The following is a 15,540-nucleotide window of genomic DNA, read 5'->3' as shown; positions in this document are numbered from 1 at the left end:
GAACGCTGTCTGCTGAGGCTAAGCCTGCGACTACTGGGGGATGACCAGTCCGGGACGCGCGGTCGAACGTCTTGCGTCGAGCCCCGTCAGGAAAGTGCGCTGGCGAGTGCCTGACGCCCGCAAGGGACTCGAGGACCGTCGTCTCTTCTGCGTGTTCCAGGATCTGAGCAGATCATCTGCGACAAGCTGAACGGCAATGACTTCTGAGCCCCTTGTCGACGGCCTGTACGAGCGCGTCGTCACCGCCGGTCTTGCGCCCCACCTCGACGACCTGGTGGACGCCGTCAGCGTCGCCGGCATCGACCCCGCGGACCAGCCGCATGTGCTCGCACGCCAGGTCTACGAGGCAACGCTGCGAGCACTCGAGTCGGCCCCGCAAGCCGAGCGGCGCCTCGAACTCGTCAACGACGTTCTGCAGCGCCTGGACGCCGAGCCCGACTTCGTCATCGAGCCGGCCCGCCGCCTCCTCCGGGTGGCTCGCACCCATGAGTTGAGAACGACTCGCTTCGTCGACGCCCGGCCGAGCACTCCCCTGAACGAAGCGGCGCTGCTCACCAACGCCCCCGGTGAGCCGAACCTCGGCGCGGAGTTGCGGGCCGAGATCGACACCTCGGATGAAGTCGACCTGCTGTGCGCCTTCGTGAAGTGGCACGGCCTCCGACTCCTCGAGACGGAGCTCGAACGCCGCCGGGTGCGAGGCGCACCGCTGCGCATCATCACCACGACGTACATGGGGGCGACAGAGCGCCGGGCCCTCGACCGGCTCGTGAACGACTTTGGCGCCGAGGTGCGAGTGCAGTACGACGCTGCACGGACCCGGCTGCACGCGAAGGCCTGGATGTTCCGCCGCAACACCGGCTACGACACGGCGTACGTGGGTTCCTCGAACCTGTCGCGAGCCGCCCTGCTGGACGGCGTGGAGTGGAACGTGCGGCTCTCCTCCACCGGCACCCCGACCCTGCTGGAGAAGTTCCGCAAGACCTTCGACACCTACTGGCACGACCCGAGCTTCGAGCTCTACCACCCCGAGCGGGATGCCGATCGACTCGACGACGCGCTGGCCGAGGCGTCCGGTCGAACGCAACACGACCGGGTCACCATCTCGCTGTCAGGCCTAGAGGTACGTCCCTATCCGTACCAGCAGCGGATGCTCGATGCCCTGCGGGCTGAGCGCGAGGTGCATGACCGTCATCGCAACCTGGTAGTCGCCGCAACCGGGACGGGGAAGACCGTGCTGGCTGCCCTCGACTACCGGGCCATGCGTGGCGACAGCAGCGCTGACCGGCCGTCGCTGCTCTTCGTGGCGCACCGACGCGAGATTCTCGAGCAGGCCCTGCGCACCTATCGAGAAGTGCTGGTCGATGCCACCTTCGGTGAGTTGTGGGGAGGCGACAGACGACCGGAGCGCGGCACCCATGTCTTTGCGAGCATCCAGTCGCTGACCTCGTACGGCGTTGCTTCAATCCCGTCTGACCGCTTCGACATCGTCGTCATCGACGAGTTCCACCACGCCGAGGCTGCGACGTACCGACGGCTGATGGACCAACTGAAGCCGCGCGAGCTCGTGGGCCTCACGGCAACACCGGAGCGAGGCGACGGTGTCGACGTCCGGGCGTTCTTCGAGGGCCGGATCGCAGCCGAGCTGCGGCTCTGGGACGCGCTCGGAGCGGACCTCCTCTCGCCGTTCCACTACTTCGCGGTGGCCGACGGAACCGACCTGCGAGGGGTGACGTGGAACCGCGGCCGGTATGACGAGGGCGAGCTGGAAAACGTCTACACCGGGAATGACGCGCGCGCCGCGCTCGTGCTCGAGCAGCTGCGCGACAAGGTGCTCGATCCGGGGTCCATGCGGGCGCTCGGCTTCTGCGTCAACGTCGCCCATGCGGAGTACATGACTCAGGTTTTCGTCCGCGCGGGTGTCCCGGCGCGCACGGTCAGCGGCCGCACACCACAGGCCGAACGCGAGCGGACCCTGCAGGACCTTCGCGCCCGCCGCATCAATGCCGTCTTCACCGTCGACGTCTTCAACGAAGGGCTCGACGTGCCCGACGTCGATACGGTGCTCTTCCTCCGGCCCACGGAAAGCGCGACCATCTTCTTGCAGCAGCTGGGGCGTGGCCTTCGCCGGGCGCGCGACAAGGCGGTCCTCACCGTTTTGGACTTCGTCGGCTACCACCGGCGCGAGTTCCGGTTCGACTTGAAGCTCCGAGCGCTCACCGGCCAGACCCGCAAGGGCCTTGAGCGCGAGATCGAACGAGGCTTTCCGCTGCTGCCGTCCGGCTGCCAGATCGTCATGGACCGCCAGGCGCAGGAGATCGTGCTGGCCAATGTGCGCGGTCAGGTGGCGAACCGCTGGCGGGACATGGTGGCCGAGCTCCGTCGACACCCGGATCAGGACCTGCCGACCTATCTCCGGGAAACCGGTGTGGAGCTGGCTGACGTCCTCAAGGCCGGTCAGAAGTCGTGGACCACTCTTCGCCGTGATGCCGGCGTCCTCGACGGCGAGGCGACGCCGGCCGAGCAGGGGTTGGTCAAGAGGATGCGGGCGTTGGCGCACGTCGACGACCCGGAGCGGGCACGGGGCTACCCGCGTCTCCTCTCAGAGGATCGCCTCTACGACGAGCTGTCCGCAGCGGAGCAGCGGCTGGCGAGGATGCTGTTCTTCAGCCTCTACCCGGCCGGCCGGCATGCGTCGTACGACGAGGGTCTGGCCCTCGCGCGGACCGAAGTCCACGCGGTGGCGGAGTCGCACGCCGTTGTCGACCTCGCCTTCGACTCGTCGCGCCACACGACCGCCGCGCTGGAGGGCGCCCTGTCTGAGGTGCCGCTGCGTGTTCACGCGCGCTACCAGCGCGAGGAGGTCCTCGCCGCCCTGGACTACGCGTCCCTGACGCGGAAGCCGACGAGCGTCATGCAGGGCGTGGCCTACTCCGAGGCGCTCAACGTCGACATCCTGCTCGTGACGCTGCGGAAGTCCGAGGCCGACTTCTCACCGACCACCATGTACCGCGATTACCCCATCGACGCGACGACGTTCCACTGGGAGTCGCAGTCAACCACCTCGGTCAGCTCGCCCACCGGCCAGCGATATCTCACCGGGGCGAGCACGGTGCTGCTCTTCGTCCGGCACGAGCAGAAGGACGACTTCGGCACGGCGCCGTACCTGTTCCTCGGCCCAGTTGCGTACGTCTCCCACCAGGGTGACCGGCCGATCGCCATCACCTGGCATCTGCAGCACGCCATGCCGGCCGAGTTCCTGGCGGCTGCCACAGTGGCCGCGCAGTAGGCAGGCGGCCGCTACGCGCCCCAGTGCGCCCAGGATGGGCTACCCCTGTTCGCCCACTATGGGACAGGCAGTTCGCGCGAAGCTCACACGCCCGTGCAGAGGAGAGCAGGATCTCCGATGACCGGCCACGCCTCGACGGCATCGCGTCCGGCGGTGCCGCCGGGGGTGGTGTCGAACGCCTGAATCCCGAAGCGATAGGGCTTGGCGAGCGCCACGCTGACCAGTAGGTCCATGCCGGGGGTGAGAGCCGGCGACTCGTAGACGACTGCGTCGTCGGCGGTGAACCTGATGAGTCCGCTGGACTCGTCATGAGAGATGTCAGCGACACCGAGAACGCCGCGGAAGGTCTTGCAGTGCCGACCCGCGGTGAATCGGGACTCCCACGTACCGGTGTGGGAGTAGGTGCGGGGGCCCCAGCCGTTGTACGAGTGGCCGTTGATCTGAGTGGTGCCGAAGCCTGCGGCATAGGGCTCGGCTTCGTAGTAGGGGGTGTACCGGGAGAGCGGAATCCATCGCCAGACAATGACGCCGACGGGCTTCGACCTGACCGGCTTGGCGCCTCTGTAGGAGACGACCGCGCGATACCGCTCGATGTTGAGTCCGGTAGCAACGACAGCAAATCTGAGCGTCCGCTTGCCTCGGACCGCCAGTGTCTTCACGGGCTCCCAGGTCGGCTCGCCGTTGTAGGGAGGCACCTGCCACTTGTGGAGCGTCACCTTGCCGGCTCTCCCCGGCGACTTGATGACCGCGGTGAGGGCGAGGCGGTCGCCCTCCTGCACCTCGCGCGCGGATGCCCGGAGAGTGGCGCCCCGCGAGGTGGCCCGCGACGCCTGCTGGTGACTGACGCTTGCTTCGTCTTGGCTCGAACCAGACGCGTGCGCCGCGTTCACGCCAAGAGCCACGGAGGCAGTCATCAGCACAGATGCCAACGCGGCGCTTACGTGGACTCGCTTCGACATCTCTCACCCTCCAAGTAGCCCGGCACGTTCAGTAGCGAGATCTTTACTTGTTGGACCGAGACGATGGGCGAGAACGGTGAAACCCGAGCAGCCTTCTCCCCTGGAGAGCCGACGGCCCCGACACCTCGCGGTGTCGGGGCCGTCGTACGAGCGACTAGCTGTCAGCTGCAGCCGGACGTGCTGCCGCAGCCCTCGCACACGTAGCAGGAGCCGGCGGGGCGCATCTTGGTGCCGCAGGTGAAGCAAAGCGGGGAGTCGACCGCGGTGCCCGTGATCTTCTCCAGGAGCTCGGCGGAGGTGTGGGCCTCCTTGGCGGGCTTGGCCGGGACCTCGCGGGCCTCGGCGCCGTGGGTGTCCTTGGTCTCGAGGTCGGCGGTTCCGGAGGTCGTGGTCTCGACAGGCTCGACCACCGAAGAGGACGGCTCGACCACCGAAGACGACGAGTCGTCGATGAGCTCCGACGCGCCGCCGGTCTCCTCGACGGGCTCGTAGGAGCCGGTCTCGAGGTGGCGCTGGCGCTCCTCGGCGGAGTAGATGCCGAGGGCGGAGCGCTGCTCGAAGGGCAGGTAGTCCAGGGCGAGGCGGCGGAAGATGTAGTCCATGATCGACTGCGCCATCCGGACGTCCGCGTCGTCGGTGAGGCCGGCCGGCTCGAAGCGCAGGTTGGTGAACTTCGAGACGTAGGTCTCCAGCGGCACGCCGTACTGCAGGCCGATCGAGACCGCGATCGAGAAGGCGTCCATCACGCCGGCCAGGGTCGAGCCCTGCTTGCCCAGCTTCAGGAAGATCTCGCCCAGCTCGCCGTCGTCGTGCGCACCCGAGGTCATGTACCCCTCGGCGCCACCCACGGTGAAGGAGGTGGTGCGCGAGACGCGGGACTTCGGCAGGCGCTTGCGGGTCGGGGCGTAGACGACCTTCTCCACGACCTTGGTCGCCGAGGCGTCGGCCGCGGCAGCCGCGTCGGCGGCGTCCTTCTTCGCCTTGCCGCCGCCGTCGGCCAGCGGCTGGCCGACCTTGCAGTTGTCGCGGTAGATCGCGGTGGCCTTGAGGCCGAGCTTCCACGACTGGAGGTAGACCTCCTCGATCTCCTCGACCGTCGCCGTCTCCGGCAGGTTGACGGTCTTCGAGATCGCCCCGGAGAGGAACGGCTGCGCCGCGGCCATCATCCGCACGTGGCCCATCGGCTTGAGCGCCCGGGCGCCCATCGCGCAGTCGAAGACCTCGTAGTGCTCGGGCTTGAGGCCCGGCGCGTCGACGACGTGGCCGTGCTCGGCGATGTAGGCGACGATCGCCTCCACCTGCTCGGGCTGGTAACCGAGCTTGCGCAGGGCACGCGGCACCGTCTGGTTGACGATCTGCATCGAGCCGCCGCCGACGAGCTTCTTGAACTTGACCAGCGAGAAATCGGGCTCGATGCCGGTGGTGTCGCAGTCCATCATGAAGCCGATGGTCCCGGTCGGCGCGAGCACCGAGGCCTGCGCGTTGCGGAAGCCGTTGGCCTCTCCCAGGTTGATCACGTCGGCCCACGCCTTGGTGGCGAGCTTGTGGACCTGCGCGTCGGCGATGTGCAGCGGGCGCACGGTGTCGTTGGCGGCCTGGTGCTTGCGCATGACCCGCTTGTGGGCCTCGGCGTTGCGGGCGTAGCCGTTGTAGGGGCCGACGATGCCGGCGAGCTCCGCGGAGCGCTTGTACGACGTACCGGTCATCAGCGAGGTGATGGTCGCCGCCATCGCCCGGCCGCCCTCGGAGTCGTAGCCCAGGCCCATGGCCATGAGCAGCGCGCCGAGGTTGGCGTAGCCGATGCCGAGCTGGCGGTAGTCGATCGTGGTCTGGCCGATCGCCTCGGTCGGGAAGTCGGCGAAGCAGATGGAGATGTCCATCGCGGTGATGATGAACTCCACGGCCTTCGCGAAGAGCTCGGCGTCGAAGGTGTCGTCGTCCTTGAGGAACTTCATCAGGTTCAGCGACGCGAGGTTGCACGACGAGTTGTCGAGCGACATGTACTCCGAGCACGGGTTGGACGCGGTGATCCGGCCGGTCTCGGGGTTGGTGTGCCAGTCGTTGATCGTGTCGTCGTACTGCAGGCCCGGGTCGGCGCACTCCCACGCGGCGGTGGCGATCTTGCGGAACAGGTCGCGGGCGTCGACCTTCTCGATGACCTCGCCGGTCATCCGGGCGCGGAGGCCGAAGTCGGTGCCGTCCTCGACGGCGCGCATGAACTCGTCGGAGACGCGGACGGAGTTGTTGGCGTTCTGGTACTGCACCGAGGTGATGTCGGCGCCGCCGAGGTCCATGTCGAAGCCGGCGTCGCGCAGGGCGCGGATCTTGTCCTCCTCGCGCGCCTTGGTCTGCACGAACTCCTCGATGTCGGGGTGGTCGACGTCGAGGACGACCATCTTCGCCGCGCGCCGGGTGGCGCCACCGGACTTGATGGTGCCCGCGGAGGCGTCGGCGCCGCGCATGAAGGAGACCGGGCCGCTCGCCGTACCACCGGAGGAGAGCAGCTCCTTGGAGGAGCGGATGCGGGAGAGGTTCAGGCCGGCGCCGGAGCCGCCCTTGAAGATGAAGCCCTCCTCCTTGTACCAGTTGAGGATCGAGTCCATGGAGTCGTCGACGGCGAGGATGAAGCAGGCGGAGACCTGCTGCGGCGACGGGGTGCCGACGTTGAACCAGACGGGGCTGTTGAACGAGAAGTACTGGTGGACCAGGAGCCAGGTCAGCTCGTGCTCGAAGACCTCGGCGTCGCCGGGCGTGGCGAAGTACCCGTGGTCGACGCCGGCCTTGGTGTAGGTCTTCACGACCCGGTCGATGAGCTGCTTGAGGCTCCACTCGCGGGCCTCGGTGCCGACGGCGCCGCGGAAGTACTTGGTGGTGACGATGGTGGAGGCGTTGGCCGACCAGAAGTCGGGGAACTCCACGCCGCGCTGCTCGAAGACGGCCTCGCCGGTCTTCCAGTTCGTCTGGACGACGTCGCGGCGCTCCCAGGTGATCTCGTCGTAGGGGTGCACGCCGGGGGTGCTGAACACCCGGTCGAGCGTGAGGCCCTTGCCCTTGGCGCCCCGGCGCGTCTTGCCTGCCGTCGCGCCGCTCGCGGCGCCGCTCACCGTCTCCGTCATCCCTCTGGGTCCCGTCTGTCGAGGTGGTTTGTTGTCGAGTCTTGCTGGGGGCACCGACAGTGCGGTGGCCCGTTACTTCTCTGCGGTTGGTGCGCCCGGCAGGCAGCTTCCCCACTACCTGCCGGGCGGTCTGTGGTCAGCCAGTTGGAGCCGGCTGAGGGGTGGCTGGGTCTCGAGACGGGCACGGAGCGCCCTCCTCAACCAGCCGGCGGTCGCGCAGCATCGCGATCTCGGCCTCGAAGTCGTCGGCCGACTCGAAGGCGCGGTAGACGCTGGCGAAGCGCAGGTAGGCGACCTCGTCGAGCTCGCGGAGCGGGCCGAGGATGGCCAGGCCGACCTCGTGGGCCGGGATCTCCGCCGCGCCCGAGAGGCGCAGGGCGTCCTCGACGGCCTGGCCGAGGCAGGCGAGCTGGTCGGCCGTGACCGGGCGACCCTTGCAGGCCTTCCGGACGCCGGCGATCGCCTTCTCGCGGGTGAACGGCTCGGTCGCGCCGCTGCGCTTGAGCACGCTCAGCTGCATCTGCTCCACGGTCGTGAACCGCTTCGCGCAGGACGAGCAGGTGCGACGCCGGCGGATCGAGCCGCCGTCGTCGGAGACCCGGGAGTCCAGGACGCGGGTGTCGGTGCCACGGCAGTACGGGCAGTGCATGTCGTCCCTCCTCCGGGCGCGCTCAGGACACCCGCCGAGGGGTGTGCGTCGAACTGTGGATAACGGCTGTTTCCCTGTGTAGAACAACGTCCCCGCTGTGGGGCTTCCACCTCGTGCTGTGCACTGGCGACCCTCGTCCTGTGTACGAAGGACCGCCGCGCTGTGCACTAGATGTGGATAACTACAACGTTGTAAGTACTACATCTGGTGGAACCGTACGCCGGGCCTCGGCGGCGCGCAACCTGATCGGCGTGTCTGGCCCGAAGTCTGGGGGCACCGGTCTGGACACGCCCGCAAAGCCGCAGGTCAGGGGCGTGCGGCGGGGGTTTCGAGACGGGCGCTGCGCGCCCTCCTCAACCAGCCGGCCCGGCGATGCGCGCCCTCCTCAACCAGCCGGTGGGAGGTCAGTCGGGCGTGTCGAGGCCGCAGATCATCGCCAGGTCCCGCCACCAGGAGAGCCGGTTCGGACGGCCGTCGTAGTCGCGTCGCTGGTTGGCGCCGGAGGCGCCGGGGAGCACGAAGACCTGCGCGGGCCCGACGTACCAGTCCTGGACGCCGAGCCCGGGCCGGCCTCGGCGGCCCAGTGCCTTGGACGCCTCGTGCGCGGCGCCCTTGCCGGTGATCGCCAGCCACTCCGGGTGCCACCGCTCGCACTTGGCGACCAGCTCGTCGATCTCGACCCAGCGGGGGTCCCAGTGGCCGACCAGGTCAGTGAGGCCGAGGCCTATCTCGGTGACCAGCCGGTCCTCGTGCGGCTGGAGGCGGCGCGGCGAGAAGCCGGAGAGGTGCAGCGACTCCCAGAAGCTGTTGCCGGGCGACTCGTAGTAGTGGTCGCGGTGCTTGGTGCTCGCCGCGCCCGCCAGCCCGCAGAAGACGACGAGCGGCTCGGGGGCGACGAGGTCGGGGAGCACCTGCACGCCGCCACGGTGACCGCCGTACGGCGCAGCCACACGTGCTCGCGCGTCCCCGCCGGTCGGATCAGGCCGGCGCTGAACCCTCGCCGAGCTCGAGGGCGAACCAGACGGTGGTGCCGGTGACGTCGCGCTCGGAGCCCCAGCGGTCCGAGAGCGCGTCGACCAGCTGCAGGCCGCGGCCGTAGACGCGCAGCGGGTCGGTGTCGCCCGACGGCTTGGGCTCGTCCCTGGCGGGGCGGCCCAGGCCGCCGAGGTCGCGGACGGTGACGGTCAGCAGACCGGCGTCAAGCACCACCCGCAGCTCCGAGGCGGTGCCGGCGTGGACGACGGCGTTGGTGACCAGCTCGGAGAGGCAGAGCTGGGCGTCGCCGATCGCGTCGTCAGGCACGCCCCACGCCTGCAGGTGCTGGCGCAGGAACCGGCGAGCGGCCGCCGTCGCCCGGGGGTCGCCCTCGAGGAGCACGCTGGTGGTCAGGGCCCCCTCGGGGATCACCGGCTCCTCCGGGACGGCGTCCGAGCCCTGCCGACCCGAGACCAGCCGTACCCGACGGATGGCGTCGGAGGCGCGGCGGGCCGCGCCCTCGAGCAGCTCCAGCTGGCTGGCGGAGAACTCGTGGTCGGCACCGGCGTAGACCAACAGGCCACCGATCGGGGAACCGGTGCCGGGCAGCGGCAGCGCCGCCAGCGCGCCGACGCCGAGCTCTCGCTGAACCTTGACCAGGGCGGCGTACCGGTCGCCGAAGGACTCGAGGGAGCCGTGGACGACCTCGCCGGAGCGGACGACCGTGGTGAGCGGGACGTCGTCGTAGGCGTCGATGTGGCACCACTCGACCTCGGGGTCCTGCTCCACCCGCAGGCTGTCGACGAACCGGAGCCGGCGCCCCCCGCCCTCACTGAGCGCGAGGGCCACCCGGCACACGCCGGGCAGGTCGGCCACGACCCCGAGCGTCGCGACCGCGATCTCGTCGACGTCGTGCGCCGCGCGGACCGCGTCGGCCAGACGGGCGAGCGGACCTCCCGACGCGTCCGAGTGCTCGATCCGCGCCGGCGATCTCCCCACCTCGCCGTGCACGCCCGAAAGGGTAAACCCTCGGCAGCCCGCCCGTCGCGGGGCGACCTGCCTGCCGGACCACGCACTCCCGACGAAGCCCGCGGGTCCGGCCCCATGGACACCCCGGATCGGTGACAATGGTGCGCGTGGGTCAGGGCAAGCGAGCAGGCGCGCGCCGGGGCGCGAAGCGCCGTACCGGCCTGCAGCCGCGCCTGCTGCTGCTCGCAGTGGGGATCACGGTCCTGGTGGTCGCGTGGGGCTATCTCGTCTACGCCGCGATCGACTTCGGCGCCAGCGCCCGGGGCGGCGAGTCGAACGCGTGGTGGTTCCTCGCGCTGGCCTCGGTCGGCGCGGTCGCCTGCCTCTTCGTCGGCCTGATGCTCGTGGCGCGACTGCTGCGCGCCATGGGCATCACCTCTCCTCCCCCGCCGCTCCGTGACGCCGAGCGCGAACGGACCCCTGTCGCGCCCGGGGGCCGGCGAGCCTCGCGCTGACCTGGTCACCGGAGGACGGGAAGGACGTACCCGCGCCCGCGCGGGAGTGCCCGGAGATGCCGCAGGGGCGGGGCCGTGCCCGGCCCCGCCCCTGTCTTCCCCGGCCCGTCAGCCGGGGTCGAAGCGGCTGACGGAGTCTGTGGTGTGTCGACTACTCGACGGGCACGCGGAGGCGCTGGCCGGCGTCGAGGACCGCGGAGTCGAGGGCGTTGAGTCGCTCGATCCGCTCCATCATGGCGCGGACGTCACCGTCCTCGGCGAGGTCGGAGGCGATCCCCCACAGGGTGTCGCCGGTCCCGACCATCACGACCTCGGTGGGCTCGGGCGTGCCGGCCTCCTGCGTGGCCACGGAGCCCGCCGCGATGAAGATCCCGGCCGCGAGCACGGCGGTGAGGGCGAGCAGGAACACCACCAGGCGGCCACGGCGGGTCAGCCGGACACCACTCGCGCCGGCGCCTGCACCGGCTCCGACACCAGCACTGGCTCCGACGCCGGCCCGGCGGGCGGGAGCGATGCGGGTGGCGCGGGGAGCGTTGACGGTGATGGTGCTCATGGGGACCTCCTGGGGAAGTGGCGGTCAGCCTCGGGTCGTCTCGATCTCGGTCGTCCCGATGTCTAACCGCCCCCACCGACAACGGCCGGCGAGCGAGGGGCGGAGCGACGATCGAGCAGACGTTCGATCGAACATGTGTGCGACCTTAGAGCACCTGTTCGAACGAATCAAGGGTCGGCGCGAACAAATGTTCGAACAGCCCAGGGCGGAGGTGCCGTGTCCGGGAGCTGCTCACCGCGGCGCCGGGCGCGCGGGAGCCTCACGGCCATCCCTGACGCTCCTCGGGTGTTGCAACAGCCGCGAAGCGTCAGCATCCCAAGTGAACTTGGGATGCTGACGCCTCCCCGCCTTTCCTGACCGAGGCCGACTACGACCGCAGCCGGCGCCTCCCCTGCGCGGCGAAGGCGGCGAGCACCGGCCCGGTTAGCGACGGCGCCAGCTGGCCGGCGCGCATCGCCGCACCGCGCCAGCCGGGCACCGTGCGCACCACACGACGACTGCCCACCAGGTCGACCGCCGCGGCGGCGACCTCCTCGACGGTCAGCAGCCGGCCGCCCGAGGCCACCAGCCGCTTGCCGAGCCCGCGGTCGTCCATGCCGGCGACCATGTCGGTGTCCACGCCGTCGGGGCACAGTGCGTGGACCCGCACGCCGCGCGGGGCCTCCAGGGCGACCGACGAGGCGAGCGAGACCACCGCGGCCTTGGTCGCGGCATACAGGGAGAGCCCGGGCACCGGCCCGAGGGCGGACAGCGAGGCGGTGACCACGACGTCGCCACCGCTGGACCCGAACGCGTCGAGCGCAGCCCGGATGCTCCACGCCGCGCCGAGCAGGTTGACCTCGACGACCTTGCGGACCTGGTCGTCGCCCAGGTCGGCCAGCGCGCCGTCGTCCCCGACGCCCGCGTTGGCGAACCAGGCGGTGAGCTCGCCGTGCCGGGCCGCGGCCTCGGCGACCCGCCGGTGCGAGTCGGGGTCGCGCACGTCCTGCACCACCGCCTCCGCCGCTCCGATCTCCTCCGCCGTCCGCGCCAGCGCCTCGCCGTCGACGTCGGTCACCACGACGCGGAAGCCGCGCGCGACCATGAGCTCGGCGATCCCGCGGCCGATGCCGCGCGCCGCGCCAGTGACGACGGCGCTGCTGGGAGTGGCGGGAGTGGTGGCAGCACGGCGGGGAGAGGCGTCCATGACCGGATCATGCCAACCCGCCCGCGCGGGCCGCCGACACGCCCGTTCGAACAGATGTTTGAACGACAGGCCGGGAGTCACTACCGTGCTGCCAGCACCCCGCACCAGACTCATCAGCACCTGCATCGGCAGCACGCGTCCCGCGCCCACCCCGGAAGGCACCCCATGGCGAAGAACCCCGGCCCGACCAACCCCGGCCCCCAGGTCTCCGAGCTGCCCGACGGTGCGCCCGGCGTCACGGGCCTCACCCCGCGGCAGACGCGGATCCTCACCCACATCCGCGACTGCGTGGAGAGCCGGGGCTACCCGCCCAGCATGCGCGAGATCGGCGAGGCGGTCGGCCTCACCAGCTCCTCCAGCGTGGCCCACCAGCTGAAGGTGCTGGAGGAGAAGGGCTTCCTCAAGCGCGACCCCCACCGCCCGCGGGCGCTCGAGGTCTTCCTGCCCGAGGCGATGGCCACCCGCCGCTCGATCTCCAGCGGTGACGAGAGCTCCTTCGACGAGACCGGCGTGGGCGACGCCATGCCCGCCGCGCAGTACGTCCCGATGGTCGGCCGGATCGCCGCCGGTGGCCCGATCCTCGCCGAGGAGCGGGTCGAGGACGTCTTCCCCCTGCCCAAGCAGCTCGTCGGCGACGGCCAGCTCTTCCTGCTCGAGGTCGCCGGCGACTCGATGATCGAGGCCGCGATCTGCCACGGCGACTACGTGGTCATCCGCCAGCAGCCGACGGCGAACAACGGCGAGATCGTCGCCGCGATGATCGACGGCGAGGCGACGGTGAAGACCTTCCAGCGCAAGGACGGCCAGGTCTGGCTGCTGCCGCACAACGCGGCGTACGAGCCGATCGACGGCACCCACGCCACCATCCTCGGCAAGGTGACGGCGGTCCTGCGCCGGATGTGAGGCCGGTCGGGGCCGGAGCTGGGGAGATCGGGTGAAGGTCAGGGTCAAGCCTGATGCCTAATCACCTGTCTTGATGAGAGGCTAAGCGCGTGCCTCCCTCCACCAGCCCGACCGGACGCTCCCGCCTGCGGCGCGGGCTCGCCGAGCTCGCGCTGCTGGCGGTCCTCTACGTCGCCTACAGCGTCTCCCGGCACTTCGCCGACGACGCGATGGGGCCAGCACTGAGCCGGGCCCAGGAGCTGCTGAACGTCGAGCGGCTCGTCGGCCTGCACTGGGAGTTCGCCCTCAACCAGCTCTTCGTGGAGATCCGACTGGTGGGTCTGCTGTCGAGCTTCTGGTACGCGACCGCGCACTACGTCGTCACGGCCGGCGCCCTGGTCTGGCTCTTCCGGAAGGGCCCCCGCCGCTACGTCCCCGAGCGACGCGCGCTGGTCGCCGCGACCACCGTGGGCCTGGCGCTCTACCTGATGCTGCCGATGGCGCCGCCCCGCTTCGTCGACGGGTACGTCGACGTCCTCGCCCTCCACGCGACCGAGGGCTGGTGGGGCTCCGACGCCTCGGCGCCGCAGGGCCTCGGCGAGCTGACCAACCAGCTGGCGGCGTTCCCGTCGCTCCACGCCGGCTGGGCGCTGTGGGTGGCCATCATCGTCCAGCGCCACTCCAGCAGCCGATGGGCGCACGGCCTGGCATGGGCCCACGCCGCGATCACCGCGGTGGTGATCGTCGGCACCGGGAACCACTGGGTCCTCGACGTGCTGGCCGGCTGGGCCGTCATCGGCGTGGGTTTCGCCGTCGCACGGTGGATGACCCCGAGAATGACCCGTACGAGGCATGCGCACGAGCACCCCGCTCCTGTTGGCTGACCCTCCCCGCCGTACCTGGAGCCCCCATGCGCGCTGCCCGTCCCCTGCTCACCCTTGCCCTGGTCCTGGCGACCGGCGCCTCCCTCGCGGCGCCGGCAGCAGCCGGTCCCCGCGCGTCGGCTGACCGTCCGGTCGCCGAGCGCACGACCGGCCCCATGACCGAGCCCACGCCGCGGGCGCTCTCCAGCGCACGCCGGGCCCTGGCCCGCGCCGAGGCGGTGCTCGAGGGCCGCGGCGGCCCCAGCGCGACCCTCGCGCTGCGCGACCTCACGCTGCGCCGCTCGACCCTCACCGGGGCCGAGCGGGCCCGCGCCGACGCGCTGCTGCGGCGGCCGGCGACCAGCCAGGCGCGGTGCACCGCCACGATCTGCCTGCACTGGAACGCCAGCGACGTCGAGCCCGGCTACGTCGACGCCGTGATCGCCACCGTCGAGGGCCTCCAGCAGACCTACGTCGACGCGGGCTACCGGCCGGTCAAGCCCGACGGCAGCGCCGGCGGGAACGCCCTGCCCGACATCTACCTGCAGGACGTCGGCGCCGAGCAGCTCTACGGCTACTGCAGCCCCGACCAGCCGCCGGCCGACGGCCGCTACGACACCTCTGCCTACTGCGTGCTCGACGACGACTTCTCGCCGACGCAGTTCCGGCACGGCACGCCGCTGCAGAACATGCAGGTGACCGCCGCGCACGAGTACTTCCACGCCGTGCAGTTCGGCTACGACGTCGCGGAGGACGGCTGGTTCATGGAGGCCACCGCCACCTGGGCGGAGGACGAGGTCTTCGACGACGTCGACGACAACGTGGGCTACCTCGGCACCAGCCCGCTCTCGCACCCCGCGCGCTCGCTCGACCAGTACGGGGACGGCCACGAGTACGGCGGATGGGTCTTCTTCCGCTTCCTCACCGAGCGGTTCGACACCGAGGCGGGCGGCATGCCCACCCTGGTGCGGGACATGTGGCGGCGCGCGGACGACGCGCCCGGCGGCCCGAAGCAGTACTCCCTGCAGGCGGTCGCCAGCGAGCTCACCGCCCGCGGGACCAGCCTCGGCGCGGCGTACGCCGCCTTCGCGGTGGCCAACCGCCGGCCGGCGCAGGCCTACGCCGAGGGGGCCGCCAACCGCTACCCGACCGCGCCGCTGGGCCGGTTCAGCCGCAAGCGCGGTTGGTACGCCACGAAGCTGGACCACCTCGCCTCCGCCACCGGCCGCTTCCTGCCCAAGCGGGGCAGCCGGCGGCTGGCCGTCCGGGTCGACATGGCCGACCTGAGCCGCGGGTCCATCGCGCTGGTCACGGTCGTGTCCCGGTCCGGCTCCACGACGACCACTCCCATCCGGCTCGACCGCAGTGGCGCCGGCCGCCGCACCGTCCCCTTCACCCGGGCCAAGGTCGCCGCGGTGGAGGTGACCCTGGTCAACGCCAGCGGCCGCTCGCAGTGCTGGCGGTCCAAGTCCTCGCCGTTCTCCTGCATGGGGGTGCCGGTGGACGACAACCAGGTCGCGCGGGTGAAGGCCGTCGTACGCCGCTGAGCGCGCGCCCGGCTGCTGCCGGCCGAGCCCGGAACGTCCG

Annotated in this window: 12 protein-coding genes; 5 read left to right on the top strand and 7 right to left on the bottom strand. The window is 70.8% G+C overall.

Annotated elements, in window-relative coordinates; genetic code table 11:
• Positions 1-196 precede the first annotated feature (196 nt).
• Complete coding sequence (locus tag ACSMHG_RS10475) at positions 197-3,286, top strand: DEAD/DEAH box helicase (protein ID WP_435744540.1); 3,090 nt, start codon at positions 197-199, stop codon at positions 3,284-3,286.
• 83 nt (positions 3,287-3,369) lie between these two features.
• Here the strand turns inward: ACSMHG_RS10475 and ACSMHG_RS10470 are convergent, their stop codons facing one another.
• The 5 genes from ACSMHG_RS10470 to ACSMHG_RS10450 all read right to left on the bottom strand — a co-directional run bounded on the left by ACSMHG_RS10470 (position 3,370) and on the right by ACSMHG_RS10450 (position 9,996).
• Positions 3,370-4,245 (bottom strand): hypothetical protein, encoded by an 876-nt coding sequence (locus tag ACSMHG_RS10470; protein ID WP_435744538.1) that lies wholly within the window; start codon positions 4,243-4,245, stop codon positions 3,370-3,372.
• 161 nt (positions 4,246-4,406) lie between these two features.
• A complete protein-coding gene (locus ACSMHG_RS10465; protein WP_435744536.1) occupies positions 4,407-7,361 on the bottom strand; it encodes a vitamin B12-dependent ribonucleotide reductase in 2,955 nt (984 codons plus the stop codon).
• 136 nt (positions 7,362-7,497) lie between these two features.
• On the bottom strand, positions 7,498-8,010 hold the full coding sequence (gene nrdR, locus ACSMHG_RS10460) for a transcriptional regulator NrdR (protein WP_435744534.1): 513 nt from the start codon (positions 8,008-8,010) through the stop codon (positions 7,498-7,500).
• A gap of 404 nt (positions 8,011-8,414) precedes the next feature.
• Positions 8,415-8,927, bottom strand: coding sequence for a mismatch-specific DNA-glycosylase (locus tag ACSMHG_RS10455; RefSeq protein ID WP_435744532.1), 513 nt, complete (start codon positions 8,925-8,927; stop codon positions 8,415-8,417).
• Between the two features lie 61 nt (positions 8,928-8,988).
• The gene (locus tag ACSMHG_RS10450; RefSeq protein WP_435744530.1) at positions 8,989-9,996 is read right to left on the bottom strand and encodes an ATP-binding protein; all 1,008 of its coding nucleotides are present in this window, start codon (positions 9,994-9,996) and stop codon (positions 8,989-8,991) included.
• 125 nt (positions 9,997-10,121) lie between these two features.
• On the opposite strand from ACSMHG_RS10450, the gene ACSMHG_RS10445 reads away from it, so the two are divergent.
• Positions 10,122-10,469 carry a hypothetical protein gene (locus ACSMHG_RS10445; RefSeq protein ID WP_435744528.1) on the top strand — a complete coding sequence of 116 codons (348 nt, stop codon included), beginning with the start codon at positions 10,122-10,124 and terminating at the stop codon, positions 10,467-10,469.
• 151 nt (positions 10,470-10,620) lie between these two features.
• Here the strand turns inward: ACSMHG_RS10445 and ACSMHG_RS10440 are convergent, their stop codons facing one another.
• A complete protein-coding gene (locus tag ACSMHG_RS10440; RefSeq protein ID WP_435744526.1) occupies positions 10,621-11,022 on the bottom strand; it encodes a LysM peptidoglycan-binding domain-containing protein in 402 nt (133 codons plus the stop codon).
• A 367-nt stretch (positions 11,023-11,389) separates the two neighbouring features.
• Positions 11,390-12,208 carry an SDR family NAD(P)-dependent oxidoreductase gene (locus ACSMHG_RS10435; RefSeq protein ID WP_435744523.1) on the bottom strand — a complete coding sequence of 273 codons (819 nt, stop codon included), beginning with the start codon at positions 12,206-12,208 and terminating at the stop codon, positions 11,390-11,392.
• 165 nt (positions 12,209-12,373) lie between these two features.
• Between ACSMHG_RS10435 and lexA the strand changes: the two genes are divergently transcribed.
• The 3 genes from lexA (at position 12,374) to ACSMHG_RS10420 (ending at position 15,500) form a co-directional block, all read left to right on the top strand.
• Positions 12,374-13,111 carry a transcriptional repressor LexA gene (gene lexA, locus ACSMHG_RS10430; RefSeq protein WP_435744520.1) on the top strand — a complete coding sequence of 246 codons (738 nt, stop codon included), beginning with the start codon at positions 12,374-12,376 and terminating at the stop codon, positions 13,109-13,111.
• An 89-nt stretch (positions 13,112-13,200) separates the two neighbouring features.
• Positions 13,201-13,974, top strand: a complete 774-nt coding sequence (locus ACSMHG_RS10425; protein WP_435744517.1) for a phosphatase PAP2 family protein — start codon at positions 13,201-13,203, stop codon at positions 13,972-13,974.
• A gap of 26 nt (positions 13,975-14,000) precedes the next feature.
• Entirely contained in the window at positions 14,001-15,500 is a 1,500-nt protein-coding gene (locus ACSMHG_RS10420; protein ID WP_435744515.1) for an MXAN_6640 family putative metalloprotease, read from the top strand.
• Positions 15,501-15,540 lie beyond the last annotated feature (40 nt).

It is taken from the genome of Nocardioides ureilyticus (assembly GCF_051280745.1).
Classification (GTDB): domain Bacteria; phylum Actinomycetota; class Actinomycetes; order Propionibacteriales; family Nocardioidaceae; genus Nocardioides.
Note: the sequence above shows the minus strand (reverse complement) of the source record. Positions and strands in the feature narration are given on the sequence as shown.